Here is a 26,585-nt window from a genome sequence, read left to right on the forward strand (position 1 = left end):
TTTCTTAATATCATAATTCTGCATTCAACTCTACAATTATCAGTTGCATAAAATCACAGTAATTACAAATTACTTCGACTTTCAGAGAATTCAGAAATTGCTAATGTGGAAAGGCAGCCTGAAATTCAGGCTGCCGCATCCTCCTTGTCGCCCGGCACATAGTTGAGGATCGGAGCCAGCCAGCGTTCGACCTCGGCAATGTCCATGCCCTTGCGCGCGGCATAGTCCTCGACCTGATCCCGCTCGACCTTGGCAACGCCGAAATAATAGCTTTCCGGATGGCCGATATAGAGACCGGAGACGGATGAGCCCGGCCACATGGCATAGCTTTCGGTGAGTTCCACACCCGTTGCGGCGGTGGCATCCAGCAGGCGGAACAGGGTTGCCTTTTCGGTATGGTCAGGCTGCGCCGGATAGCCCGGAGCCGGACGAATACCCTTGTAAGGCTCGGCAATCAGTTCTTCCGGCGTAAAATTCTCATCCGGCGCATAGGCCCAGAATTCCTTGCGCACCCGCTCATGCATCAGTTCGGCAAAGGCCTCGGCAAAGCGATCGGCCAGCGCCTTGACGAGAATTGCAGAATAATCATCATTGGCGCGTTCAAAACGCTCGGCAATAGCTGCCTCGCCAATGCCGGCCGTCACGACAAAGCCGCCGACATAATCCGGCTTGCCGCTTTCGACCGGCGCGACGAAATCTGACAGTGCCACATTCGGGCGGCCATCGCGCTTCGACAATTGCTGGCGCAGGGTAAACAGGGTGGCAAGTTCCTGCCTGCGGCTGTCATCAGTGAAGAGGCGAATATCATCCCCCACTGCATTTGCCGGCCAGAAGCCGATAACAGCTTTCGGATGGAACCATTTTTCATCAATGATCTTGGCAAGCATCGCCTGCGCATCGGCCCAGAGCTGGCGTGCGGCGGGCCCTTGCGCCTCATCATCGAGAATGGCGGGGTAGCGGCCTTTCAGTTCCCAGGTCTGGAAGAAAGGCGTCCAGTCAATATAGCGCGCAATCTCGGCCAGATCATAATCCTCGAACACTTTCGTTCCGGTGAAGGCTGGCTTGACCGGAGCAAAATTCTCCCAGTCCAGTTTCTGACCATTTGCACGGGCGCGTGCCAGTGACAGGCGCTGCTTTTCCGCCTCATTGCGTGCATGTGCTTGGGCAACCCGGGCATATTCAGCGCGAATGCCTGCAATATAGTCGTCTCTGATTTCCGGCGACAGAAGATTGGAAACAACGCCGACCGCGCGGCTAGCATCAATCACATAAACGGCCTGACCGCGCTGATAGCGAGGATGGATCTTCACCGCCGTATGCACGCGGCTGGTGGTCGCACCGCCAATCATCAACGGAATGTCAAAGCCTTCACGCTCCATTTCGGAAGCGACATGCACCATTTCATCGAGCGACGGGGTAATGAGTCCCGAAAGACCGATCACATCGACCTTTTCCTCGCGCGCCACCTGCAGGATCTTCTGCGCCGGCACCATGACGCCAAGATCGATGATCTCATAATTGTTGCAGGCCAGAACCACGCCGACAATGTTCTTGCCAATGTCGTGCACATCGCCCTTGACGGTCGCCATCAGCACCTTGCCGGCGCTCTGACGGCCTTCACCACCATTGAGCCGCTTTTCCTCTTCCATATAAGGCAGAAGAACGGCAACCGCCTGCTTCATCACGCGCGCGGATTTCACCACCTGCGGCAGGAACATTTTTCCTGCGCCAAACAGATCACCAACCACATTCATGCCGGCCATCAGCGGGCCTTCAATGACATGCAGCGGACGTTCGGCCTGCTGGCGCGCTTCTTCGGTGTCGATCTCGATAAACTCGGTAATGCCATTGACCAGCGCATGTTCCAGGCGCTTTTCAACCGGCCATTCGCGCCAGCCGAGATCCTGCGCCTTGGCTTCCTTGCTACCGGCATTGCGGAAGCGTTCTGCAATCTCCAGCAGGCGCTCGGTCGCATCCGGGCGGCGGTTCAGCACCACATCTTCGCAAGCCTCACGCAGTTCCGGATCAATCGCGTCATAAACGGCAAGCTGGCCGGCATTGACAATGCCCATATCCATGCCCGCCTGAATGGCGTGATAGAGGAAGACGGCATGCATCGCCTCGCGCACCGGCTCATTGCCGCGGAAGGAGAAGGACAGGTTCGACACACCGCCCGAGACATGGACATGCGGCAGGGTGCGCACGATCTCGCGCGTTGCCTCGATGAAATCGACACCGTAATTGTTGTGTTCCTCAATGCCGGTGGCAACAGCGAAAATATTGGGGTCAAAGATGATGTCTTCAGGCGCCAGACCGGCCTTCTCGGTCAAAATCCTGTAAGCACGGGTGCAGATTTCGATCTTGCGTTCACGCGTATCGGCCTGCCCCATTTCATCAAAGGCCATGACGACAACCGCAGCACCATAGGCACGCACCAGACTGGCGTGATGAATGAAGGCTTCCTCGCCTTCCTTCAACGAAATGGAATTGACGACCGCCTTGCCCTGCACGCATTTGAGGCCTGCCTCGATCACCTCCCATTTGGAGCTGTCGATCATGATCGGCACACGGGCAATATCCGGTTCGGCGGCAATGAGATTCAAAAACTCCACCATCGCCTTTTCCGAATCGATCAGGCCTTCATCCATATTGATGTCAATGATCTGCGCTCCATTGGCGACCTGGTCACGCGCCACATCAAGGGCTGCCGCATAATCGCCCGCCGTGATCAGCTTGCGGAATTTGGCCGAGCCGGTGACATTGGTACGCTCCCCCACATTGACGAATGGAATATCCCTGGTGAGCGTGAACGGCTCAAGGCCGGACAGGCGCATCAGCGGTTCGAGCTTCGGGGGCTGGCGCGGCTTGTATTTTGCCACCGCTGCCGCAATGGCGCGGATATGTTCCGGCGTCGAGCCACAGCAGCCACCGACAATATTGACCAGGCCATCACGGGCAAATTCCTCGACCTGGGCTGCCATCAGTTCCGGCGTCTCGTCATATTGGCCGAACTCATTCGGCAGACCGGCATTCGGATAGGCGCAGATGAAGGTATCGGCCACGGTCGAGAGTTCATCGAGATGGGCGCGCATGGCGCTTGCCCCCAGCGCACAGTTAAGCCCGATGGTAAAGGGCTTGGCATGGCGCAGCGAATACCAGAAGGCCGTCGGCGTCTGGCCGGACAGGGTGCGGCCGGAAAGATCGGTGATCGTGCCGGAAATCATGATCGGCAGACGGATACCGAATTCAGCAAAGACTTCTTCTGCCGCAAAGACAGCCGCCTTGGCGTTCAACGTATCGAAAATGGTTTCGATCAGGATGATGTCAGCCCCGCCATCGATCAGGCCGCGGATCTGTTCGGCATAGGCAATGCGCAGCTCGTCAAAGGTGATGGCGCGAAAACCCGGATTGTTGACATCCGGCGACAGCGAGGCGGTGCGGTTTGTCGGCCCAAGCGCACCGGCAACAAAACGGCGGCGGCCATCCTTCTGTTCCGCGCGCAAGGCGGCGCGGCGGGCAAGGCGCGCACCATCACGGTTCAGCTCATAGACGACATCTTCCATGCCATAATCGGCCTGCGCGATCGAAGTGGAAGAGAATGTATTGGTTTCGAGAATGTCCGCGCCGGCCATGGCGTAGGCATAGTGGATTTCCTCGATCGCCTTTGGCTGGGTCAGTGTCAGAAGATCATTATTGCCCTTGAGCTGGCAGTCGCAGCCGATGAAACGGTCGCCGCGGAAATGTTCTTCATGAAAGCCAAGGCCCTGGATCTGCGTGCCCATCGCACCATCAAGGATCAGGATGCGTTCACGTGCAGCTTTTGTCAGCGCGGCCAGCACCTCCGAACCGTCCGGCCTTGCCGCCGTTGCACCGAAAAGAGCGTCGAGAGATGACGTCATGAGAAGTACCGCCTTGATGGTTATGCGCTGATCATGGAGGACCGTTTAATGACATAAACATATCTTTATGTCAAATCGCACACGCGACCCGCAGCCCACAATCATCTACTGATTTCATCCCCTATAAACTGTGATCCTGCAGGACACGGCTTTGCCATAGTGCAGCCATAGATTGCGCAATGCATTCACGATGAACCTTGTTGTCTTGCATGACGTTGCATGACCTCGGACGCGCCATCGGCAGATCATTTTCAAGTCTGCAATGTTTTATGGTAATTTTGATGAAAAAACGTGTTTCAGCCCTGTTTGTCATGTGCCTGTCGCTTGGCGCAGCTGTTTCAGCCAGTAGCGCCCATCCGATGACCATACAGTTTCTGCATGTCATGACCATGTATGCGGACATGGCCAAGCCTGCGCAATATCATGATTATCGCCATGGCCCGGCCTGGTGGCATGTCCCACGCTGGTGGAACGGTCCGCTCTGGCGGTTTGGTCCGCGCCGGTGGGATGATGCACGCTGGTGGCCCCGCCTGCCCTATAACGGCCCCGTGTCCCGCCATGTCCCGTGCCATTACCGGCCCATGCCGGTCTGTCGCACCTATATCAATGCGCATATGCGCTGGTGCTATGACCGCTATCGTTCCTGTCGGGCCCATGACAACACCTACCAGTCCGTCAACGGCCCACGCCGACAGTGCCATTCGCCCTTTATCTGACGAATGGCATGATATGAAAAGCCCCGGCCAAGACCGGGGCTTTCACGCAATCCTGCAGCCTGCCGATTACGTCACATAGGCCGTGATGGAAGCGGCCACCAGCGCAATGGCTGCGACAATCATGCCGCCATAGACACGCGGCTTGTCAAACAGCACGGCAAAGGCTGCAAACCAGCTTACCACGGCCGCGCCCAACGCAAAGAGAAAGCCCGGCTTGTCGCCCGCAATCAGATTTGCCGCCATCAGGCCGGCAATGATCAGCGCGCCAAATACGATCATCAAACCCGTGGCATATCGCTCGTAATCGTCCATTTCATTTCCTCGGCTTCCGCTCATGCCTGAACGGAACATGTCACCATTGCGACCAGCGGCACGGGAAAAGAATCGTCCTCTTCCCTTCCCTGCCAGATTGCTTTCACAAAATCATTATTCTGGCCGTTGTTCAACCGTCTCGCTGCAGCCTGCAACTTTTATCAGGCTGAATAGGATAAAACTGGGTCAACAAGACGGCATTCGCAAAGAAACGGTCAGCCGTTTTCGGTCTTGATATCGGCAGAGAAGCGCAATTCCCGCATCGGACGCACAAGCTGTGTCGTCGCATCATAGGTCGGATGATTCTTGTAGGCGTAGAAAGCCTCTTCATCCTTGAATTCGGCATAAACAACCAGGTCAATCTTGTCGCACATCGGATCGACCTGCATGTTCGGCAGAACCTCAAACACATCCGAATACGGGATCGTGCCAAGCTGCAACAGCCCCTGACGAACCGTCTCGATATCCTGCCCTTCCTTGACGCTGAAGAAAACAATATGCCTGATCACGCCTAGTCTCCGAAATTTGGTGAGCCGTATCTAGCGCATCAAACCCCGGAGACAAACAGGAAAATCAGCAACGCAAAAATTCAGACAGCTTTCACACGTCGCCAGGCAAAGCCGCCCTCTGCCTTAACAGAGCCATGCCCCGGCTGATAATAAGCGGGTGTGTCAACCAGACGGCGCTGTTCCAGCCGGGCAAGCGCCACCGGATTGGACACCTGCAGCGTATCAAAGCCGGTGCGCAGCATGAATGCCGCCTGATCAATCAGCACATCGCCATAGGCGCGCAATTCGCCGCGAAAACCGGAACGACGCAGAATTTCCGCCTTGGAATAGGAACGCCCATCATTGAAAGCCGGAAAATGCAGCGCGATCAAGGGTAGCTCATCCAGACGGTCAAGCAGCGGTTCGATCTTTTCGGCGGGCGCGACACTGACCCCGATGCGGCGGTTCGAGGTGCGGCGACGCCCTTCATCAAGGCCAAGCCAGACGGCAAGGGGAAGGATCACCGCAGGCGCATCACCTGCCTGTTCCAGATCATCAGCAAAAATATAGTCATCCGTGCGAAAGCCGTCCCCGGACCAGAGTTTTGTTTCGGTTGTGTCGGTCATGTCTGGTCTGATGCTCCCAAATTCTTCAAACGATCGGTCAGTCCGGAAAGATGGATGCCGCATTCTGTCTTTTCCGAGCCGGCCCAGCGGCCGGCGCGTTGATCTTCACCCTCATAGACCGGCCTTGTGCAGGGCATGCAGCCGATGGAGCGATAGCCTTCCGCCGTCAGCGGATGAACTGGCAGGTCGTGTTGTTCGGCATAGGCTTTCAGATCGGCTGCCTGCCAGCGCGCCAGCGGGTTGATGCGCATGCGCGGACCGACGGCTTCAAACACCGCAAGTGTGGCGCGTGTTGCCGCCTGAAACTGTTTGCGTCCCGTCATCCATGCCGCAAAGGGGGCAACCGCACGCGCCATCGGCTCAACCTTGCGGATGAAGCAGCAGCGATCCTTGTCGATCATCGACAAGGCGCCAAAGGGGTCTTCTTTTTTCAACATTTCACCGAGCGGTAGAATGTCCTGAACATTTTGCAGCCCCAGCCGTTCAGCCAGCGTCTTGCGATATTCGAGCGTTGCGCGAAAATGCCTGCCCGTATCAAGAAAGAGAACAGGCGTTGCCGGATCGACCGCGGCAATCATGTGCAAAAGCACCGCAGATTCCGCACCAAAGGACGAGACAACGGCAATGCGCCCGGCAAATAGCTCCTGAACGGCCTGCGCAATGATTTCCTGTGGCGTGGACGCGCCATGGCTTGCCTCATAAAGCCGCGCCAAGGCTTGCATCCTTGTCTCATCGTCAGGAAGACCATTCTCTGGGCCGGGATCAGGCTGCACGGGAGACCTCGCCATAAAGTGCCTGCCTGAACGGCTCCATGCCAACACGACGATAAACGGCAAGGAAGGTTTCTTCCGGTGACTGGCGCAAGCCCAGATAGGTATTGACGATGGTCTCGATCGCATCGACCACTTCTTCCGAAGAAAAGCCGCGCCCGGTGATTTCGCCAATGGCGGCATGTTCATCGGCCGAGCCGCCCAGCGTGATCTGGTAAAGCTCATCGCCCTTCTTTTCGACGCCGAGAATGCCAATATGGGCGACATGGTGATGGCCGCAGGCATTGATGCAGCCGGAGATTTTTATCTTGAGATCACCGATTTCCGTCTGACGCTGCTGGTCGCCAAAGCGTTCGGAAATGCGCTGTGCCACAGGAATGGAACGCGCATTGGCCAGTGCGCAATAATCAAGACCGGGGCAGGCAATGATGTCGGTGATGAGACCGGCATTGGCCGTCACCAGACCAACCGTTTTCAGCCGCACATAGACGGCTGGCAGATCAGCCTTGGCGACATGCGGCAAAACGAGATTCTGCTCATGGCTGACGCGGATTTCATCAAAGGAATAGGCTTCGGCAAGATCAGCCACCAGATCCATCTGCTCAGAGCTTGCATCACCCGGAATGCCGCCAATCGGCTTCAGCGAAATCGTGACGATGGCATAATCCGGATTCCTGTGCGCCGTCACGTTGCGTCTTACCCAGCCGGCAAAATCGGGATCCGTCCTTTCTGCCATGGCCAGAATGCCCCAGCCTTCGGCCCGTTCCGGCAGATCCGGCAGGCGGAAATAGTTTTCAATCGCTTCGATATCGCGCTGCGGCAGTGTCAATTCGCCATTGCGGATCTGTTCCCATTCGGCATCGATTTCCCTGACGAGTTGATCAACACCCGTCTCGTGCACGAGGATCTTGATGCGCGCCTTGTATTTGTTGTCGCGCCGTCCATAGAGATTATAGACGCGGACAATGGCCGTCACATAGGTGAGCATCTCCTCGACCGGCAGGAAATCGCGGATTTTCTTCGCTACCATCGGCGTGCGACCCTGACCGCCGCCAATATAGACCGCAAGCCCCAGCGCGCCTGCCTCATTCCTTTTCAGCTGCAGGCCGATGTCATGCACCTGGATGGCCGCGCGGTCATGTTCAGCACCGATAATGGCGATCTTGAACTTGCGCGGCAGATAGGAAAATTCCGGATGGAGCGACGACCATTGGCGCAGGATTTCAGCATAGGGGCGCGGATCGGCAACCTCATCGGCCGCGGCACCGGCAAAATGGTCTGCCGTGACATTGCGAATGCAATTGCCAGACGTCTGGATGGCATGCATTTCGACTTCCGCCAGTTCTTCCAGAATGCGCGGTACATCCTTCAGCGCCGGCCAGTTGAACTGGATGTTCTGGCGCGTGGTGAAATGGCCGAAATTGCGGTCATAGGTACGGGCAATATGGGCAAGCTTGCGCATCTGTCGGCCGGACAGCGTCCCATAGGGAATTGCCACGCGCAGCATATAGGCGTGCAGTTGCAGATAAAGACCGTTCATCAGACGCAGCGGGCGGAACTGCTCCTCTGTCAGCTCGCCAGACAAGCGCCGCGCAACCTGATCCTTGAACTGTTCAACGCGAGCCGCAACAAAATCACGGTCGAATTCATCATAACGATACATAAGCAAAATCCAGTATGGGGCAAATCCGGTATGGAATCAGCGGTCAAGAGGCTTTTTTCAGCGCCTGATGATCACCGAAGGTCACGATGGTCGGGCCCGACAGGCGAATGCGCTCGCGCAGGCGGATCGGGTAAAGCCCCTCCGCACGCTCCTCGACATCAATTACATTCACATCGACCACCAGATTGTCGCGCGCTGCCCTTTTGCCCGCCTCTTCCAGCGCGGCCACGGCCTCGGCATGGCGCGCAACCAGCGCACCCTCAATGGTTTCCAGCCATTTGCCATCAGCGCCAAGCCAGACAGCCTGCCCATCAATCAGGCGGTTTGCGGTGAGAACCTTTACGATCATGTCACAACTCCAGAATTCAGGATGCGAGCGTGGCCGGAACCGAGACAGGCTGACGCGCCAGCGCCTCTGCCCTGTCAATCGCGCTTCCGGCAACGGCATCGCCAATGATCACCATGACCGGGCCGGAAAGCGCCATGCTTTCCAGCGCGGGCAAATCTTTCAGCGTTCCGTGAAACAGACGCTTGTCCTTGCGGCTGGCATTTTCCACCACGGCAACGGCGGTATCCTCATGCAGGCCGGTGGCGATCAGCCGTGCTGCCACCGATGCGGCAACCGAAGCGCCCATATAGACCGCAATGGTGGCGCCAGAGATGGCAAGCTTCGCCCAGTCCGGCAAAACATCGCCATACATGTCATGTCCGGTGGTAAAGACGAGCGAGGCAGACACACCGCGCAGTGTCAGCGGCAATTCCATATCCGCCGCCGCCGCAAAGGCCGATGTAATGCCGGGCACGATCTCAAAACCGATATTGGCAGCGCGCAATGCCGCCATTTCCTCGCCTGCACGACCATAGACCAGCGGATCGCCCGATTTCAGCCGCACGACACGCTTGCCTTCCCGGCCAAGCCTGATCAGGAGGCGGTTGATTTCGCTCTGGCTTCTTGAGTGGCAACCCTTGCGCTTGCCAACTGCAATGCGCTCGGCATCGCGCCGGCCCATGGCGACGATTGTTTCCGGCACCAATGCGTCATGGACAATCACATCCGCCTGCATCAGCACGCGCTGCGCCCGCAGAGTCAAAAGGTCTTCCGCGCCCGGCCCGGCACCAACCAGCCAGACATGACCCTGTCCCTGATCCTGCGGCTTTTCAATCAGCATTGCGGCTGCGGCAGCCGCCTGTTCATGGTCGCCATTTTCAATTGCGCGTGCGACCGGCCCATTGAAAAAATGGCGCCAGAAACTGCGCCGCGCCAGACCTTTTGGCACCAGCCGTTCAACCAGCGGCCGAAAACGATCGGCAAAGCGTGCGAGTTCCCCGAGATGCGGCGAAAAGGCCGCATCAATGCGGGCACGCAACATCTGCGCCAGAACAGGTGCCGTGCCTTCAGAACCAATGGCGATGGCCACCGGGGCACGGTTAACAATGGCAGGCGTCAGAAAATCGCAAAGGACAGGACGATCAACGACATTGACCGGAATTTTCAGCGCCCTTGCCATTTCAGCCGCAGCACGGTCTTGTTCCTCATTGCCAGTAGCCACGAAAACAAGTTTGGCCCCGGCAAGATATTTTTCTGCCAGAGGCGCGGCAATATGCTCAATCCCCTGGCTTGCGATGAACTCTGCCAGCGATGGCTCAACCGTTTCTGCCACAATGCGCAAGCGTGCTTCTGTTTGCGCCACAAGGCGCGCCTTGTTCAGGGCCTCTTCGCCGCCGCCAACAATGACGACAACCTCCCCCCGCACGCGGAAGAAGACAGGAAAATCAGCCAGAAGTGACGCATTCGATGACGACACGGAACCATCCTTTCAAAGATGGCTTATTATCCCGTGAGATTAGACTGATTATAAGAAACGGGCTTGCGCCGCCTTATTGTGATGCGCATAAGTTTTTCCAGAAAATGACCAATACAGAATTTTAATTCCGCAAAAGGCGGATTTTATATCCTACAATTTTTGTGTAGTTATACTTTTCACCCGCTATGATTTCCTACCGTAAAAAAGCCCGCCACATGTTTTGGCAGGCGGCGCGGCAAAACCGCAATCAGGTCAAAACGTAGTGAAAGACGGGCATGATCGGGCTGCTTTGCCAACCACAGATCAGCCGCTGCCTCGATACGCCGCATGGCCTGTGGCGTGACGGCCTGATGGGCGGCTTCAAGGCTCGCGCGCGCCTTCACTTCCACGATCAGCACCAGATCGCCGCGTCGGGCAATCAGATCAATTTCGCCAAGCCGGGTGCGATAGCGTCGCGCGACAATGCGAAAAACCCTTGAGAACAAGAAGCCATGCGGCAATGCGTTCGGCATTCAGTCCACGAAAGAAAGCAGCCTGCTTTTTTCCGCGGGTTTTGCTCATCCGCGCTCCGCCTTCAACTGCATCAGGCGCTGATAGAGAACCGATTTCTGTCCGCCGGTCATGCGCGCTGCCTCGCCTGCCGCTTTGGATGGCGGCAATTCCGCGGCAAGTGACAGGAGCAACCTGTCAATATCGGCCTCGCTTTGCGGTGCCACCTCATCCGTTGGCGGACCGACCAGAAGCACGACTTCGCCACGGATACGGTCTTCGCCGTCAAATTCCTGCGCCAGTTCGCCCAGCGGCAGGGTGACGATGGTTTCATAAGCCTTGGTCAGTTCGCGGCAAAGGGCTGCCTGCCGATCCGCCCCGAAGACATCCACCATATCGGCAAGGCTGGCCGCAGCGCGGTTGGGCGATTCATAGAAAACCAGAGTCGCATCAATGGCCTTCAGGCTTTCAAGCCTTGAGATGCGCTGCCCGTGTCTGGACGGCAGAAAGCCGCAGAACATGAACTGATCGGTCGGAAGACCCGATGCGGCAAGGGCAGCAAGAACGGCAGAAGCCCCTGGCACGGGCACGACACGAATACCCGCTTGCCGCGCCTCTCCAACCAGCCGGAAGCCGGGATCGGACACCAGCGGCGTACCGGCATCAGAGACCAGCGCAACGCTTTTGCCAGAAGCAAGAGCCGCAATCAGCTTTTCGCCAGCTTCCGCCGCATTATGTTCATGATAGCTCATCGGGCGACGCTGAATGCCATAGCGATCAAGCAGCACACGGGTGACGCGTGTATCCTCACAGGCGATGATGTCGGCGCTTGCCAATGTTTCTATGCCGCGCAGCGTCATGTCGCCCAGATTGCCGATTGGTGTCGAGACAATATAGAGCGCAGGCTCCAGCGGACGGGCGCGCATGGTCATGCCGCCAATCACATAATCACGCCGTTCTTCGTTTGATCCTTCGCTCATCTTTCCCTCAGGCGACCAGTTCGGCCACAAGTGTATTGAGAACCAGCGCGCCATCCGGCGTCGCACGGATGATATTGCCGCTCACAGGCTCGATCATGCCCTGAGCGACCAGTCTTGCAAGCCGCCTTTCATCAAGGTCATGACCGGTGAGCCGCCGGTAACGGTCAAGATCGACTCCTTCACGCAGGCGAAGTCCCATCATCAGGAATTCATCGCCCTCCTGCTCACCATTGAGGCGTTCCTCCTCAACAATGCCATGGCCGGCGCGTTCAACGCGCTTCGCCCATGTTTCCGGATGTTTTTCGGTGATGGTGACGGTGCGCGTGCCGTTTTCGACAAAGCGTCCATGCGCGCCGGGGCCAATGCCGACATATTGGCCATAGCGCCAATAGACGAGATTGTGCTGCGATTCCCGTCCCGGCACGGCGTGATTGGAAATCTCATAGGCAGGAAGCCCGCGTTCTGCCGTCACAACTTGCGTTTCTTCATAAAGGGCTGCGGCATGATCGGGATCAGGCGTGGTGAGTTTGCCTGCCTTCCAGAGATTATAAAACGGCGTGCCCTCTTCAATGGTCAGCTGATAGAGCGACAGATGATCGGCCGCCAGATCAATGGCTTCCTTCAGCTCCTCACGCCAAGCCGTGATGGACTGCTCGGGACGGGCATAAATCAGATCAAAGGAAAGGCGCGGAAAAATCGCGCGCGCCAGCCGGATGGCAGCCTTGGCCTCATCGACCGAGTGCATGCGGCCAAGACGGCGCAGATCCGGATCATTGAGCGCCTGAATGCCCAGCGAAACACGATTGACGCCCGCAGCGCGATAACCGCGGAAACGCCCGGCCTCAACACTGGTCGGATTGGCCTCCAGCGTGACCTCAATATCGGGCGCAATCGACCAGAAACGGGCAATGCCATCAAGCAGGGCAGCAACCGTTTCCGGCTGCATCAGGGACGGCGTGCCGCCGCCGAGAAAAATGCTGGTAACAGTGCGCGGGCCGGTGCGCGCGCGCAAAGTCTCCATCTCGCGGACAAAGGCTGCCGCAAAGCGCTTCTGATCCACCGGCTGATGGCGCACATGACTGTTGAAATCACAATAGGGGCATTTGGCCAGACAAAACGGCCAGTGCAGATAGACGCCAAAGGCATTTTCCCCATCCGTCCGCGCGATGGGCAACGCATCTGGCTGGGGAATGTGCGCCATCATTATGCCTGTGCCGCTTGAACGCCGAAAACGGCCTCTGCAAATTTCTTGAAGGCGCGGGCGCGATGCGACAGGGCCGAAGCATCGCCCGGCTTCCAGCCATGTTTTTCATCCGCTGTCATTTCGCCAAAGGTTCGGTCATAACCATCCGGCAGGAAGACCGGATCATAGCCAAAACCGAGCGTGCCGCGCGGTGGCCAGACCAGCGTGCCTTCCACCTCACCGCGGAAATATTCGGCCGTGCCATCCGGGAAAGTGAGGCAGATGACCGAGATAAAGCGCGCCTTGCGTTGGTCGGGTGTGGTTGCCCCCTTTTTCTGCAACAGGTCCTCCACCTTCTGCATGGCCAGGCTGAAATCGCGCTTTCCATCTGCGGTTTCCGCCCAGTTGGCGGTATAGACGCCGGGTTCGCCATCAAGCGCATCAACAGCAAGACCGGAATCATCCGACAATGCTGGCAGGCCAGTGGCCTTGGCGGCAGCGAGCGCCTTGATATAGGCGTTTTCCTCAAAGGTCGTGCCGGTTTCATCCGGCTCCGGCAGGCCGAGTGCTGCAACGGAGACCACCTCGAAGCCGAAGGGGCCAAGCAGCCCGTCAAATTCCCTGAGCTTGCCTGCATTGTGCGAGGCAAGGACCAGCTTGCCTTTTTCCAGCCTTGTCATTTTCATTCCCATAATCTTTTCAGGCCTTTTCAGCCCCAGAGTCCCGGTTCGGCGATTTCCAGCGAATTGCCGGATGGATCACGAAAATAGATCGAGCGCGCGCCATTCGGCCAGGAAAAATCAGCCTCAATGGCAATGCCATGGCGCTTGAGATGCTGGCGCCACGCATCGATTTCATCGCCCTCTGCTGCAAAACAGACATGCCCCGGCCCGGTTGCGCCATGTGTTGGCACAGGCAATTGGCCGGGCTGTGCCGGTTTCAGGCTTTCTTCCGCCTTGAACAGCAGCAATATGCCGTCGCCACAGCGGAAAAAGGCATTGCGCTCGTTTTGTCTGCCAACCGGCTCAAGTCCGATCACCTCGCGGTAGAAACGCACCGCCTCGGCGATATCACGGACATAGAGCGCGGTTTCAAGAATGCGGGCAGCCTGCATTTCCGGTTCCCCCGAAAAGCCGCCCGTCCAGTGTCAGGCGACAGCCATTTTCTGCAGCGATACTAGGCGATCAATGCCGCCACGGGCAAGCCGCATCAGCGCGCTGAACTCTTCTTCCGAGAAGGGCGCACCTTCCGCAGTGCCCTGAATTTCGACAATGCCGCCCTTGCCGGTCATGACGAAATTGGCATCGGTTTCGGCTGATGAATCTTCGGCATAATCAAGGTCAAGCACCGGCGTGCCTTCATAAATGCCGCAGGAAATGGCGGCAACATGGTCCTTCAGCACCTTCTCGACCTTGACCATCTGGCGCATTTCCATCCAGCGCAGGCAATCGTAAAGCGCAATCCAGCCGCCGGTGATCGAAGCCGTGCGCGTGCCGCCATCAGCCTGCAGCACATCGCAGTCCACCGTGATCTGGAATTCGCCCAGCGCCTGCAGGTCAACGACTGCGCGCAGCGAACGGCCGATCAGACGCTGGATTTCCTGCGTGCGCCCACCCTGTTTGCCGACGGCAGCCTCGCGGCGCATGCGCTCGCCGGTTGAACGCGGCAGCATGCCATATTCCGCCGTCACCCAGCCCTTGCCGGAATTGCGCATCCAGCCCGGCACCTTTTCCTCAAGGCTTGCAGTGCACAGCACATGCGTATCGCCAAACTTGACGAGGCACGAACCTTCCGCATGTTTGGAGACGCCACACTCGAAGGAGACGGGGCGCATTTCGTCAAAAGCGCGATTGGATGGACGCATGATCTTTCCTCTATAAATATCCTGTTGCGGCTTTTTAGGCGCAACACGACAAAATAGAAAGGCGTTTTGCCGGACAATGACCAATACTATGCCCAGTTATCATGAAACGGCATGAATTACAGCGCCACCCCCTTTGACGACAAAGGGTTCAAGCCTATATTTATGCCGGAAATAGTGGGTTCCCAAAGACAGGATCATGATCAAACAACCGGAACATCAATTACTGAATGCGCTGGATCAGAGGTCGCGCGACATTTTCCGGTTGATCGTCGAAAGCTATTTGAGCGGCGGCGAACCGGTGGGGTCACGCAACCTGTCTCGCCTGCTGCCCCAATCCCTGTCTCCTGCCACCATCCGCAATGTGATGAGTGACCTGGAGCATCTGGGGCTGATCTATGCGCCGCATGTTTCTGCCGGTCGCCTGCCGACGCATATTGGCCTGCGCTTTTTCGTCGATGCCTTTCTGGAGGTCGGCGACCTGCCACCGGATGAGCGCAGCTCCATCGAAGCACAGGTCAGCGCCGCAAGCGCCAGCAATTCGGTTGAAAGCCTCCTGACCGAAGCAAGCCAGGTGCTTTCGGGTCTGTCGCGCGGCGCGGGTCTTGTGCTTGCCACCAAGACAGAAGGGGCGCTCAAACATATTGAATTCGTCCGCCTTGAGCCGACGCGCGCGCTTGCCGTTCTGGTGATGCAAAATGGCGATGTGGAAAATCGCGTCATCGACCTGCCGGCCGGCATCACCGCCTCGCAGCTTACCGAGGCCTCGAATTTCCTTAATGCGCATATTCAGGGCCAAACCCTGTCAGAAGCACGCGCGGCCTTGCGCAAGCTTTATGAACAGACCCGCATCGAGCTTGACCAGCTTTCACAGGAGCTTGTCGCCAAGGGCCTTGCGGTGTGGAGCGGTGCCAGCTCTGACCAGCCTGCCCGGTTGATCGTGCGCGGCCGCGCCAATCTTCTGGAAAATGTCAGCGCCCAGGAAGATATTGAGCGCCTGCGCCATCTCTTTGACGATCTCGAAACGCAGGATGGCATGATCCAGCTGCTTGATCTGGCCGAGGAAGGCTCTGGCGTGCGCATTTTCATCGGCTCTGAAAACAAGCTGTTTTCGCTTTCCGGCTCATCGCTGGTGGTCGCGCCCTATCGCGACAGCGAACAGCGCATCATTGGCGCGCTTGGCGTGATTGGCCCGACAAGGCTCAATTATGCGCGCATCATTCCTATGGTCGATTACACCGCACAGATCGTCTCGCGCCTGCTGCGCTAGATGACAGAGCTGACAAGTTTACAAATTAGACCTTGATTTTATTGACCTGACACTCGATATCCCGGTCAAAGACACGATATTCGAGACGGAAGAGAAGTATGGCCGACGAAAAGAACAAATCCACAAAGTCCGATCTTGAGCAGCGCGACATCAACAATCCACGCGACCGCGAAGCACTGAGCCGGGCTGCCGACGAATTCCTCAAGGCGCGCAAGGCCGAAGCCATGGCCGAAGCCGCTGAAGATGAAGCCGTTTCTGAAACTGATGAAACCGCAAACCGCATCCTTGCGCTTGAGGCGGACAATGCCGAGCTGAAGGATCAGCTTCTCCGCCTTGCCGCCGACATGGAAAACCTGCGCAAGCGCACCCAGCGCGACGTGCAGGATGCACGCGCCTATGCAGTGACCAATTTCGCGCGCGACATGCTGTCGGTTTGCGACAATCTGCGCCGCGCCATTGAAGCCATTCCGACCGATGCGCTGGAAACGGATTCCAATCTGAAGGCTTTGGCCGAAGGCGTCGAGATGACCGAACGCGCCATGCTGCAGACGCTGGAACGCCATGGCGTGACCAAGCTTGAACCGGAAGGCCAGAAATTCGACCCGAATTTCCATCAGGCCATGTTCGAGGTGCCAAACCCGGATCTGCCAAGCAATACGGTTGTTCAGGTCGTGCAGGCCGGCTATGCCATTGGCGACCGCGTGCTGCGCCCGGCGCTGGTTGGCGTTTCCAAAGGGGGCCCGAAAGCTGCCGCCAATGGCGAGACCAAGGCTGCAGCCAATGACGAGGCCGGCAAAGACAACGCCTGATATTGTTGCAAACCGAATGCGAACAGAGCGGCGGCATTGTCCGCCGCTTTTTATTTGATCCCGGTCAAAATTTGACGACTATCACCATATAGCAAATGCGCGTGCCGCCGCTGACCTGTGGCTTGGCCCCGGCACCATTTCACACGGAAGGCCGCGACGTGACGCTTTTTGAGTTCCTGAATTACATCGGTGTTTTTGTATTTGCCGCAACAGGCGCGCTTTCGGCCTCGCGCCGCCAGCTTGATATTATCGGCTTCATTTTCCTGGCCAATATCACCGGCATTGGCGGCGGTACCATGCGCGACCTTCTGCTGGGTACACCGGTGTTCTGGGTCGAGAGACCGATCTATCTGCTGCCGGGAACGCTTGCCGCCATCATCGTCTATTTCACCGCGCACCGTGTCGAATCGCGCTACCGCCTGCTTCTGTGGCTCGATGCCATCGGCATGGCGGCCTATACGGTAATGGGCGCGGCAAAGGGGCTTGATTTTGGCTTTGGCGCACCCGTGGCAATCGTCACCGGCATATTCACCGCAACACTTGGCGGCATATTGCGCGATATGGTGGCAGGTGAACCATCCGTGCTGATGCGGCGCGAAATCTATATCACGGCCGCCTTTGCGGGCGCCTGTCTCTATGTGATTCTGGCTTGGTTCGGCATCAATCCGATCATCACGGCGCTGACATCGGGGCTGCTTGCCTTTATCGTTCGGGGCGGCGCGCTTTATTTCGGCTGGACATTACCGGTCTATAAAAGCCGGCCCGGCCGCACGGCAGAAGAACTCCTGCGCGACCGGATCGTGCGTTGATGCAACCAAGCCTGCCAATGGCCCGGATCAGCCTTGCTGCCCCGTCAGAGGAGGCCTGCTTTCCTTGCCACGTCCTTGAGGCTTACCTGCGAACGCGGGCCCATCTGCTGCACGATCGTGCCTGCGGCAAGCGCACCAAGACGGGCGCAATCTTCCAGCGAGCGATCCTGCGTATAGCCATAGAGGAAGCCGGCGGCAAACAGATCGCCTGCGCCGGTACTGTCCACCAACCTTTCAATCTCGATGGCCGGAACATAATGGGTCTGTTGGCCTGAAACGACCACGGCGCCCTTTTCCGAACGGGTGATGATGGCAAGCGAGCATTCATGCCGCAGTGCCGTGACAACCGTATCAAGCGATTGCGTCTCGTACAGCGACTTTGCCTCTTCTTCATTGGCAAAGACGATATCAACCATGCGCTGGCGCATGAGCGTCAGGAACTCATCGCGGTAGCGGTCGACACAGAAGGGATCAGACAGGCTCATGGCAACCTTGCGGCCGTTTTCATGCGCAATCTTCGATGCCATGACAATAGCTTCCTTGGCGCGCGGCGGATCCCACAGATAGCCTTCGAAATAGGTCACTTTCGAATCAGCAACCTTGGAGGCTTCCACGTCTTCCGGGCCGAATTCGACGCTGGCACCGAGGAAGGTGTTCATCGAGCGCTCGCCATCCGGCGTGATGAAAATCATCGAGCGGGCGGTTGGCGTACCTTTTTCCAGCGGGCGCGTATCAAAGGCAACGCCCTGCGCGCGAATGTCGTGCGAGAAAACACGGCCAAGATGGTCGGTCGCCACCTTGCCGAAATAGGCAGCACGGCCGCCAAGGCTAGCAATGCCTGCCGCCGTATTGCCTGCGCTGCCACCGGACATTTCCGTGGCAGGTCCCATGCGCTTGTAGAGCAGTTCGGCGCGGCTGGCGTCGATCAGATTCATGGCACCCTTGATGATGCCGTTTGCTTCGAGAAAGGCGTCATCCGTGCGCGCCAGAATATCGACAATGGCATTGCCAATGCAAAGAACGTCGTACGTAGCCATGAGCTGTCCGGTAGCTCCCCTTGTTACCTGCGGCAAACATGCCGCTGTCATGTAGTGCCGGTTTAGCGATTTGCAACACCTTTGGCTAGCCTGCCCGGCAACAGTTATGCCTTGCGGGGGAAAACCGGCATACCTATCTCATCAGCGTCAATTGCCAGGACGAAGCCAAAATGATCCTTGATGCAGCGTTGAAAGCCCTAAGCCGCCTGTTTACGCCGGAATTCCGCTCCGTTTTGTGGAAGTCGCTCGGCCTGACGCTGCTTTTGCTCGTCGGCCTGTGGATTTCCATCAGGCAGATGTTTTTCTCCTTTGGCTGGCCGTGGCTGGAACAGATCCTGCCGGGCATGCCCGACTGGGCTGGCTGGCTTGGTATCGTTGCGGCCATCATTGCGGGCCTTGGTCTTGCCTTCGTGCTGGCTCTCCTGATTGCCCCCATCACGGCATTGGTCGCCGGACTGTTTCTGGACGATGTGGCAGAAGTCATTGAGCGCGAGGACTATCCGGATGACAGCCCCGGCACGGCCCTTCCGCTGATGCGCTCCATGGTCGTATCGCTCAAGTTTCTGTGTGTCGTCATTCTCGGCAATATTGCAGCGCTCTTGATGCTGCTGATACCCGGCGTCAACCTGATCGCCTTTTTCATGGTCAACGCCTATTTGCTCAGCCGCGAATTCTTTGAATTTGCCGCCATGCGCTTTCGCAGCGAGGCCGATGCCAAGGCGCTCAGGGCAAGACATGGCGTCACCGTCTTTCTGGCCGGCCTGCCGATTGCATGTTTCATGGCGGTTCCGCTGCTCAACCTGCTCACCCCGCTTTTCGCAGCAGCCATGATGATCCATCTCTACAAGGCGATTTGCCGGCGCGAATCTGCTCAGGCCTGAGGCGGCAGTTCAACCAGCGAGGCTGGCACATCGCAGGTCTTTTCCGGCGATTTGCAGATATCGGCAATGACGCATTTCGCACATTCGGGCTTGCGCGCCTTGCAGATATAGCGCCCATGCAGGATCAGCCAGTGATGCGCATGCTGCATATATTGCAGCGGGATGACACGCACGAGAATATCCTCGACCGCTTCCGGCGTCTTGCCCGGCGCAAGTCCGATGCGATTGCCGATGCGCAGAATATGGGTGTCGACCGCCATGGTCGGCTGACCGAAGGCCATATTGAGCACGACATTGGCCGTCTTGCGCCCAACACCCGGCAGTTTCATCAATTCCTCGCGGCTGTCCGGCACCTGTCCGCCATAGTCGCGGATCAGCACTTCTGACAGCAGAATGACATTCTTCGCCTTGTTGCGCCAAAGGCCGATGGTGCGGATATATTCGCCGACCTTTTCCTCGCCCAGCGCCAGCATTTTCTGCGGCGTGTCGGCCACCGCAAACAGGCCGCGTGTTGCCTTGTTGACGCCGGCATCCGTTGCCTGTGCCGACAGCACCACCGCCACCAGCAGTGTAAAGGCATTGACATGTTCAAGCTCGCCCTTCGGCTCCGGGCGCTGCACCGAAAAGCGGCGGAAAATCTCGGCAATCTCGTCGGCGGTATAAAGCGTGCCGGCAACCCGGCGCGCCTTGCGGCCGGGGGCAGGAGAAATGGATGATTTGATTTTGGCGTTTTGCATTTTGCCTCTATAGTCGCAGCGGGTTGCGCTGTACAATCCATGTGCCAATGAATATTGCGTGTGGCCATGTCTCATCCTGACGGAAAGACACAACCGGACAGAATGCCTCAGCCTGAGGGATCATCCCTGTCCGCGCCAGCATATCACCCGGACGGGGCCAATCCCGATCGCTATGATGCGCCCATTTTTCAGGCGCTGCTTGTGCCCTATCGTTCGTTGGGGCAGACGGGCTTTTTCATCCTGATGACGGCGCTGATCAGTTGCTGGCTTTTCATCGGCATCCTGTTCTGGTCGATCGGCGCCTGGCCGATCTTCGGCTTTTTCGGGCTGGACGTGCTGGCGATCTATCTCGCCTTTCGCTGGAATTATCGCGCCGCCCGCGTGCGGGAGGAGATTTCCGTCTCCCGGCGCGAACTGCAAATCAAACAGGTCGCTCCGTCCGGCAAGATCACCACGCACAGTTTTCATCCCTTCTGGACGCGCTTCAGAGTACATCGGCGCACCGGCATCGGCCGCGATGACAAGGTCAAGGGCATTGCCGCCATGCATGTCGTCTCGCGCGAAAAACAGGTGCTGATCGGCAGCTTTCTCAATCCGGATGACCGCGAAAGCTTTGCGGCCGCCTTCCGTGCCGCCCTTGCGGAAGCAAGACGTTAACCGTCTTCATTCTCGTCAACAGGAATCGATTGCGTGCTCTTGAAGTCCGGCGGATCAGAAGCCATATCTTATGCAGGAAAGTGACGCCGTAAGGGTGCTTTCCAATACGGTCGCTTCAACGAGGACTGAAATATGACACGCATGACTCCATTTTCGAGCCCATTGCTGCTCGGATTTGACACAATGGAAAAGACGCTGGAGCGCATCGCCAAATCCGGCGATGGCTATCCGCCGTACAATATTGAACGCCTGCGCGGTGAAACCGGATCTGAACGCCTGCGCATCACGCTCGCGGTTGCGGGTTTTTCAAGCGATGATCTTGAAGTGACTACGGAAGATAACCAGCTTGTCATCCGTGGACGTCAGAACGACGATACTGAACGGGATTATCTGCATCGCGGCATTGCGGCGCGGCAATTTCAGCGCATCTTCGTGCTTGCAGACGGTATGCGGGTTATTGGCTGCGAACTGAAAAACGGCTTGCTTTCGATTGACCTCGACAGACCGGAGCCGGAACGGCTCGTCAAGCGCATCAACATTACGGTTAAGGATTGACCGCGAAATCTGAAGCACCCTGATCGGCATGCTTGAAGCGGCTGCTCTGATTTCAGCTTTCCGGACAGATTGCAGATGGTGACAGCATCATCCGGCGATTGTCTGGCAGATGAAACTGGCATGGCGCGCATCACGGCGACTGATCCTCGTGTCTGATGTGCGCATGTCCCGCCGGGCTTGTTCATGCCCGGTTCAGTGAGCAAGGCTCACGCTCAAATACCAGCTCTTGGCGGCATGGTCGCTCAAGACATGCCGCATAAATGGAGGCCAAGACCATGAACAGACCGATCTTCACAGACACCGAATTCGCCAGACTTGGCGTTGGTGAAGTTGCCTATCTGCGCAAGATTCGCTCCGAAGATCTGGCGCGCAGCTTCCCATCCCTGCCGCCCATAGCCAAGGGTCTTGAACTTTGGGCCCTCTTTGGCGCAAGCGGCGAACCGATCGTGCTTTCCGACATGCGCGCCACCGCCCTTCTCAGCGCAAGCGAACACGATCTGCAGACCGTCACCCTGCAGTAAGTCCATCAGGGTGCAAAAGCGAGAGCAATTCAGATTTTCACGCAAATGCTGAATTGCTCCAGTCCATTGCTCCTTTCTCGCCGTTCCGGACGGAAAGCCACCTGCCGGAACGGCCCGAAAGCACAGAAAGGCCGTCGCCCGAAAGGAGCGACGGCCCTTGCATATCGGAAAGAACAAATCAGGCAGCGTTGCTTGTCGGCTGCGCCTTCAGGAATGAATAGAGTGCCTGAGCGTCCCGCGTGCCACGCAATTTGGCCACAGTATCGGCATCACGCAGCATGCGCGCAATACGCGACAGGGCCTTCAGATGATCTGCTCCGGCATTTTCCGGCGCCAGCAGCAGGAAAACCAGATCAACCGGCTGGTCATCCAGAGCCTCAAAATCGACCGGTGTTTCCAGACGCGCGAAGATACCGGCGATCTTGTCGATATTGGCCAGCTTGCCGTGCGGGATGGCCACACCATTGCCAACGCCGGTGGAACCGAGGCGTTCGCGCTGCAAAATCGTTTCAAATACTTCGCGTTCAGGGAGTCCGGTCAGTTCTGCTGCCTTTTCAGACAATACCTGCAAGAGCTGCTTCTTGGAGCTGGCTTTCAGCGCAGGGATGATTGCTCCCGGCTGAATCAGATCGCTGAGATCCATACTCTCCGTTCCTTCTTCAATCGAACCCTAATGGATCCGTTATGGAGAAGCGCTCGCAAACACCGCGCATTGGCGGAACATGCGAGCGCCTCCGGTTACTGTCAGGCGCGTGACGTTGCCTGGCGGGTGACCGTAGATGGATCGACCCAGCCGATGTTGCCGTCGGCCCGACGATAAACAATATTCACTTCATCATTGCCTGCGTTGCGGAACACAAGAACCGGCTGATCAATCAGATCCAGTTCCACGACCGCTGAAGCCACAGACATGGTGCGCAGTGCAACGGACGATTCTGCAACGATGGTCGGTGCATAATCCGCCGGAAGATCCTCATCCTCTTCCGGCAGCGGTGCCATAACACGATATGCAACGTCATCATAGACTGCATTTGACTGTTGTACACTGCGCGACTTCAATCTGCGATTGTAACGACGCAGGCGCTTTTCAAGCTTTTCAGCCGCAATGTCAAATGCCAGCTGCGGATCCTGGGCTTCGCCAGAGACCTGAAGAGTTGCGCCGCTATCAAGGTGTAAGGTGCAATCGGCACTATAACGCGAACCGGATTTGGTAACGGTGACCTGGCCGGAAAAACCGTGGTCGAAATATTTCTCGACCGCATTATTCACCCGATCAACGATCTTGCTCGTAAAAGCCTCGCCGACCTCCATATGCTTTCCAGATACACGCAGAGTCATGGTTACACCTCATTTGCGTTGCATTACACAAGCAGTCTAATCGCAAGCTGCGCGAAGCGCAAAGCCAACCATCATCAAAGTAGCGTTCATTCCAATTTTTTTACAGCTGTTAACAGATGGTTATCAAAAATCAGCCGTAGAAACAAATAATACCAGCGCAAACTGTCACACAAACCGGCAATTGCTCCATATTTCCTGACAATGCGTGTGGATTTCACAGAACGGCCAATCATTTTTTTGAATGAAACGCGTCAAGCTTCAAGATTATTCATGATAAAAACCCCGCTCGCGAAGAATTGAACAACTCAATCCGGCTGCAGCCAGCTTAACCGCATGAATATCCCGCAATAGACTGGAACCGTTCTTATTTTAGTAATTCCGGAAGGAAAACCGGCGCCCACTTTTCCTGAACTGCTCTAGCGCCGGCCTGCCGCCATGGCCTTCTTTTCACGGCGGCGCTGGACGGAAGAAGCTATATTCATGGCCTCGCGATATTTGGCCACGGTGCGGCGAGCAATATCAATGCCATCCTTCTTCAGCGCCTCCACGATCGCATCATCCGACAGCACGTCATCGGGTTTTTCCGCGTCGATCATCTGGCGAATGCGATGGCGCACGCTTTCCGAGGAATGCGCATCCCCCCCTTCAGACGAAGCGATGGAGGCGGTGAAGAAATAGCGCATTTCAAACACGCCGCGCGGCGTGGCGACAAACTTGTTGGCCGTCACGCGGCTGATGGTTGATTCGTGCATGCCAACCGCGTCGGCAACATTGCGCAGATTCATTGGCTTGAGATAGGTCACGCCATGGCGCAGAAAGCCATCCTGCTGGCGGACAATCTCCTGCGTGACCTTCAGGATCGTCCGCGCACGCTGGTCAAGGCTGCGCACCAGCCAGCTTGCTGTCTGCATGCAGTCCGACAGAAAGGTCTTTTCCTCGCCCTTCACGGAGGCGCTGACTTCCGCATAATACTGATTGTTCACGATCAGGCGCGGCATGGCCGCAGGCGTCAGCTCGATGGCCCAGCCGCCCTCATTGGTCGGCGTTATGACCGCATCCGGCACGATCGCCTCGGCCACTGCGACCTCGAACTGCGCGCCGGGCTTGGGATCAAGCGTGCGGATCTCCGCCAACATATCAAACAGATCTGCCTGATCCACATTGCAGATTTTCTTGAGCGCGGCAAAATCGCGCCTGGCCAGCAGATCGAGGTGATCGATCAGGGTCGCCATGGCCGGATCAAGACGATCCTTCTGCTGCAACTGGATTGCAAGGCACTCACGCAGATCGCGCGCAAAAATGCCTGGCGGATCAAAGCCCTGCACAAGGCGCAGGATCCGTTCGATTTCGCCCGTCTCCACCCCAAGCTGTTCGGCCATGGCGTAGATATCGCCGCGCATATAGCCACTTTCATCCAGTGCATCGGCAAGCGCCGTCGCGATAAAGCGATCAGCCGGGTCGGCAAAGCCAAGCGCGATCTGTTCGGCCACATGATCGCGCAGCGAAACACGCACGGCCGTGACCTGATCAATGTCATAACTGCCGGTCGAAATCGGTGCATCGAGATTAAGGCAATGCCATTCGCTGTCGCGTTCAGGCATCACCACATCGCTCTGGCCCGGATCATCGGGAAAGATGTTTTCCAATGAACTGTCAAAGGTGGAAGAAAGGCTTTCAGCATCGTCCGTGACTTCTGTCCTGAACCAGTCGCCTTCGGCATTGGCGGAAGGCTGGACATCATCCAGCGGTTCATCTGCTTCTTCCAGCGCATCCGTGCCGGAAAAATCATCATTGGCTGCCTCGATTCTGTCCAGCAGCGGATTGCGCTCGATCTCCAGGTTCAGAAACTGCTCCAACTCGACATGCGTCATTTGCAGCAGCTTGATGGACTGCATCAGCTGCGGCGTCATCACCAGTGACTGGGACTGACGGATATCTAGTTTCGGCGATAAAGCCATAAAATGCGTCACACCCCAATTTATTGCACATTTTGCAACTGCAATTGCCGAATCCGACAATTGCCATGCAAAAAGTGATGGATTTTTATCAATGCTGACCCAATACTATGAAACCGGGCCGCAGCCTGTATTGATGGTCCCCGTGTCCGGCGCTTCCTCCAGCCAGACAAAACCATAATACACGGCCCAGAGTAAATTGAAACTGGTATGATCCTTGCTTGTGAGTTTAGTTTGCCCATGCATGGATGGGAAGCGGAAAATCGTCGCGGATCATGACAGGGGACAGATTTTCCAGAATGCGCACCCCATCCCGGCCGCAACAACGGGCGGCCTGATGAAACGGCAAGGGACAGAAAAGACCGGAACTGCCCTTACAGCGTGAACTGATCCCCCAGATAGAGCCGGCGCACATCCGGATTGGCGACGATTTCGGCCGGGCGTCCATGGGTCAGAACCTGACCGGCATGGATGATATAGGCGCGGTCGATCAGGCCCAGTGTCTCACGCACATTATGGTCGGTGATCAGGACACCAATGCCGCGGCTGGTCAGATGGCGCACAAGCTGCTGGATATCGGCAACCGCAATCGGATCAACACCGGCGAAAGGTTCGTCCAGCAGCATGAAATTGGGGCGCGAAGCCAACGCACGGGCAATTTCCAGACGCCGCCGCTCGCCACCCGAAAGCGATATGGCCGGTGCCTTGCGCAGATGGGCAATGTGGAATTCTTCCAGCAGCGCATCCAGTTCGGCTGCCCGCTTGGCGCGATCCTTTTCGACCACCTCAAGCACGGCCTTGATATTGTTCTCGACCGACAGGCCGCGGAAAATCGAGGCCTCCTGCGGCAGATAGCCAATGCCCAGACGCGAACGGCGATACATCGGCATGGATGTGACATCAAAGCCGTCAATCTCGATCGAGCCGCTGTCGGCAGGCACAAGGCCGGTCACCATATAAAAGCATGTGGTCTTGCCGGCACCATTGGGCCCCAGAATGCCGACGGCCTCGCCAGCACGCACCCCGAAGGAAACGCCATTGACGACCTGACGGCCGCGATAGCTCTTGCACAGACCGCGTGCAACCAGCGTCCCCTTCAGCCGCTCTGCCTTGCCGGGCTGCTCTGGCAACACGTCATCATGCGCACCGGAAAAAGCGACCGGAGCATCTTCTGCCTCAGGCGTCTTGGTTTTCTTGTTCCAGAACAGTCCCACCTGCACCCCG

The 26,585-nt window shown here is 57.2% G+C and carries 27 protein-coding genes and 1 pseudogene; 8 read left to right on the plus strand and 20 right to left on the minus strand.

The window, feature by feature from the left end; translation table 11 throughout:
• Positions 1-125: 125 nt before the first annotated feature.
• On the minus strand, positions 126-3,899 hold the full coding sequence (gene metH, locus ACFO1V_RS05400) for a methionine synthase (protein WP_374830161.1): 3,774 nt from the start codon (positions 3,897-3,899) through the stop codon (positions 126-128).
• A gap of 281 nt (positions 3,900-4,180) precedes the next feature.
• On the opposite strand from metH, the gene ACFO1V_RS05405 reads away from it, so the two are divergent.
• Positions 4,181-4,615: a BA14K family protein gene (locus ACFO1V_RS05405; protein ID WP_374830158.1), complete on the plus strand. Its 435-nt coding sequence runs from the start codon at positions 4,181-4,183 to the stop codon at positions 4,613-4,615.
• A 66-nt stretch (positions 4,616-4,681) separates the two neighbouring features.
• Here the strand turns inward: ACFO1V_RS05405 and ACFO1V_RS05410 are convergent, their stop codons facing one another.
• The 13 genes and pseudogenes from ACFO1V_RS05410 to rph all read right to left on the minus strand — a co-directional run bounded on the left by ACFO1V_RS05410 (position 4,682) and on the right by rph (position 14,795).
• A complete protein-coding gene (locus ACFO1V_RS05410; protein WP_374830156.1) occupies positions 4,682-4,927 on the minus strand; it encodes a hypothetical protein in 246 nt (81 codons plus the stop codon).
• 215 nt (positions 4,928-5,142) lie between these two features.
• Positions 5,143-5,436, minus strand: a complete 294-nt coding sequence (locus ACFO1V_RS05415) for a Dabb family protein (RefSeq protein WP_374830154.1) — start codon at positions 5,434-5,436, stop codon at positions 5,143-5,145.
• Positions 5,437-5,516: 80 nt separating this feature from the next.
• A complete protein-coding gene (locus ACFO1V_RS05420) occupies positions 5,517-6,041 on the minus strand; it encodes a DUF934 domain-containing protein (protein ID WP_374830152.1) in 525 nt (174 codons plus the stop codon).
• Entirely contained in the window at positions 6,038-6,763 is a 726-nt protein-coding gene (locus ACFO1V_RS05425; RefSeq protein ID WP_374830150.1) for a phosphoadenylyl-sulfate reductase, read from the minus strand. Before ACFO1V_RS05425 ends, ACFO1V_RS05420 begins: the two co-directional genes overlap by 4 nt.
• A gap of 40 nt (positions 6,764-6,803) precedes the next feature.
• Positions 6,804-8,474, minus strand: a complete 1,671-nt coding sequence (locus ACFO1V_RS05430) for a nitrite/sulfite reductase (protein ID WP_374830148.1) — start codon at positions 8,472-8,474, stop codon at positions 6,804-6,806.
• Positions 8,475-8,517: 43 nt separating this feature from the next.
• The gene (locus ACFO1V_RS05435) at positions 8,518-8,823 is read right to left on the minus strand and encodes a DUF2849 domain-containing protein (RefSeq protein ID WP_374830146.1); all 306 of its coding nucleotides are present in this window, start codon (positions 8,821-8,823) and stop codon (positions 8,518-8,520) included.
• 16 nt (positions 8,824-8,839) lie between these two features.
• Complete coding sequence (gene cysG, locus ACFO1V_RS05440) at positions 8,840-10,279, minus strand: siroheme synthase CysG (RefSeq protein ID WP_374830144.1); 1,440 nt, start codon at positions 10,277-10,279, stop codon at positions 8,840-8,842.
• Positions 10,280-10,455: 176 nt separating this feature from the next.
• Positions 10,456-10,840, minus strand: a pseudogene (locus tag ACFO1V_RS05445) (YraN family protein).
• Entirely contained in the window at positions 10,837-11,748 is a 912-nt protein-coding gene (gene rsmI, locus ACFO1V_RS05450; RefSeq protein ID WP_374830142.1) for a 16S rRNA (cytidine(1402)-2'-O)-methyltransferase, read from the minus strand. Before rsmI ends, ACFO1V_RS05445 begins: the two are co-directional and overlap by 4 nt.
• A gap of 7 nt (positions 11,749-11,755) precedes the next feature.
• Positions 11,756-12,949, minus strand: a complete 1,194-nt coding sequence (hemW, locus tag ACFO1V_RS05455; RefSeq protein WP_374830140.1) for a radical SAM family heme chaperone HemW — start codon at positions 12,947-12,949, stop codon at positions 11,756-11,758.
• Between the two features lie 2 nt (positions 12,950-12,951).
• On the minus strand, positions 12,952-13,611 hold the full coding sequence (rdgB, locus tag ACFO1V_RS05460; RefSeq protein WP_374830138.1) for an RdgB/HAM1 family non-canonical purine NTP pyrophosphatase: 660 nt from the start codon (positions 13,609-13,611) through the stop codon (positions 12,952-12,954).
• A 29-nt stretch (positions 13,612-13,640) separates the two neighbouring features.
• The gene (locus tag ACFO1V_RS05465; protein WP_374830136.1) at positions 13,641-14,045 is read right to left on the minus strand and encodes a VOC family protein; all 405 of its coding nucleotides are present in this window, start codon (positions 14,043-14,045) and stop codon (positions 13,641-13,643) included.
• Between the two features lie 33 nt (positions 14,046-14,078).
• The gene (gene rph / locus ACFO1V_RS05470) at positions 14,079-14,795 is read right to left on the minus strand and encodes a ribonuclease PH (RefSeq protein ID WP_374830134.1); all 717 of its coding nucleotides are present in this window, start codon (positions 14,793-14,795) and stop codon (positions 14,079-14,081) included.
• 196 nt (positions 14,796-14,991) lie between these two features.
• Here rph and hrcA point away from each other — a divergent pair, with 196 nt between their 5' ends.
• The 3 genes from hrcA to ACFO1V_RS05485 all read left to right on the plus strand — a co-directional run bounded on the left by hrcA (position 14,992) and on the right by ACFO1V_RS05485 (position 17,680).
• Entirely contained in the window at positions 14,992-16,062 is a 1,071-nt protein-coding gene (gene hrcA, locus ACFO1V_RS05475; protein WP_374830132.1) for a heat-inducible transcriptional repressor HrcA, read from the plus strand.
• A 98-nt stretch (positions 16,063-16,160) separates the two neighbouring features.
• Positions 16,161-16,871, plus strand: a complete 711-nt coding sequence (gene grpE, locus ACFO1V_RS05480; RefSeq protein ID WP_374830130.1) for a nucleotide exchange factor GrpE — start codon at positions 16,161-16,163, stop codon at positions 16,869-16,871.
• A 158-nt stretch (positions 16,872-17,029) separates the two neighbouring features.
• Positions 17,030-17,680 carry a trimeric intracellular cation channel family protein gene (locus tag ACFO1V_RS05485; RefSeq protein WP_374830128.1) on the plus strand — a complete coding sequence of 217 codons (651 nt, stop codon included), beginning with the start codon at positions 17,030-17,032 and terminating at the stop codon, positions 17,678-17,680.
• Positions 17,681-17,724: 44 nt separating this feature from the next.
• On the opposite strand, the gene ACFO1V_RS05490 is transcribed toward ACFO1V_RS05485, so the two are convergent.
• Complete coding sequence (locus ACFO1V_RS05490) at positions 17,725-18,717, minus strand: adenosine kinase (RefSeq protein ID WP_374830126.1); 993 nt, start codon at positions 18,715-18,717, stop codon at positions 17,725-17,727.
• Positions 18,718-18,887: 170 nt separating this feature from the next.
• Here ACFO1V_RS05490 and ACFO1V_RS05495 point away from each other — a divergent pair, with 170 nt between their 5' ends.
• A complete protein-coding gene (locus tag ACFO1V_RS05495; RefSeq protein WP_374830124.1) occupies positions 18,888-19,598 on the plus strand; it encodes a sulfate transporter family protein in 711 nt (236 codons plus the stop codon).
• On the opposite strand, the gene nth is transcribed toward ACFO1V_RS05495, so the two are convergent.
• Entirely contained in the window at positions 19,589-20,335 is a 747-nt protein-coding gene (gene nth, locus ACFO1V_RS05500; RefSeq protein ID WP_374830122.1) for an endonuclease III, read from the minus strand. The two genes, ACFO1V_RS05495 and nth, sit on opposite strands and share 10 nt — an antisense overlap.
• A 102-nt stretch (positions 20,336-20,437) precedes the next feature.
• Between nth and ACFO1V_RS05505 the strand changes: the two genes are divergently transcribed.
• The 3 genes from ACFO1V_RS05505 to ACFO1V_RS05515 all read left to right on the plus strand — a co-directional run bounded on the left by ACFO1V_RS05505 (position 20,438) and on the right by ACFO1V_RS05515 (position 22,068).
• Entirely contained in the window at positions 20,438-20,992 is a 555-nt protein-coding gene (locus ACFO1V_RS05505; RefSeq protein WP_374830120.1) for a DUF2244 domain-containing protein, read from the plus strand.
• A gap of 132 nt (positions 20,993-21,124) precedes the next feature.
• Positions 21,125-21,547 carry an Hsp20 family protein gene (locus ACFO1V_RS05510; protein WP_374830118.1) on the plus strand — a complete coding sequence of 141 codons (423 nt, stop codon included), beginning with the start codon at positions 21,125-21,127 and terminating at the stop codon, positions 21,545-21,547.
• Positions 21,548-21,822: 275 nt separating this feature from the next.
• The gene (locus ACFO1V_RS05515) at positions 21,823-22,068 is read left to right on the plus strand and encodes a BQ00720 family protein (protein WP_374830116.1); all 246 of its coding nucleotides are present in this window, start codon (positions 21,823-21,825) and stop codon (positions 22,066-22,068) included.
• A 178-nt stretch (positions 22,069-22,246) separates the two neighbouring features.
• On the opposite strand, the gene ptsN is transcribed toward ACFO1V_RS05515, so the two are convergent.
• From ptsN to lptB, 4 genes are all read right to left on the minus strand, one after another.
• A complete protein-coding gene (ptsN, locus tag ACFO1V_RS05520; protein ID WP_374830114.1) occupies positions 22,247-22,711 on the minus strand; it encodes a PTS IIA-like nitrogen regulatory protein PtsN in 465 nt (154 codons plus the stop codon).
• 101 nt (positions 22,712-22,812) lie between these two features.
• Positions 22,813-23,406, minus strand: a complete 594-nt coding sequence (gene hpf / locus ACFO1V_RS05525; RefSeq protein WP_374830112.1) for a ribosome hibernation-promoting factor, HPF/YfiA family — start codon at positions 23,404-23,406, stop codon at positions 22,813-22,815.
• Between the two features lie 416 nt (positions 23,407-23,822).
• Entirely contained in the window at positions 23,823-25,364 is a 1,542-nt protein-coding gene (rpoN, locus tag ACFO1V_RS05530; RefSeq protein ID WP_374830110.1) for an RNA polymerase factor sigma-54, read from the minus strand.
• A gap of 371 nt (positions 25,365-25,735) precedes the next feature.
• On the minus strand, positions 25,736-26,575 hold the full coding sequence (lptB, locus tag ACFO1V_RS05535) for an LPS export ABC transporter ATP-binding protein (RefSeq protein WP_374830108.1): 840 nt from the start codon (positions 26,573-26,575) through the stop codon (positions 25,736-25,738).
• Positions 26,576-26,585 lie beyond the last annotated feature (10 nt).

This window comes from Daeguia caeni, assembly GCF_042653845.1.
GTDB classification, from domain to species: domain Bacteria; phylum Pseudomonadota; class Alphaproteobacteria; order Rhizobiales; family Rhizobiaceae; genus Brucella; species Brucella caeni.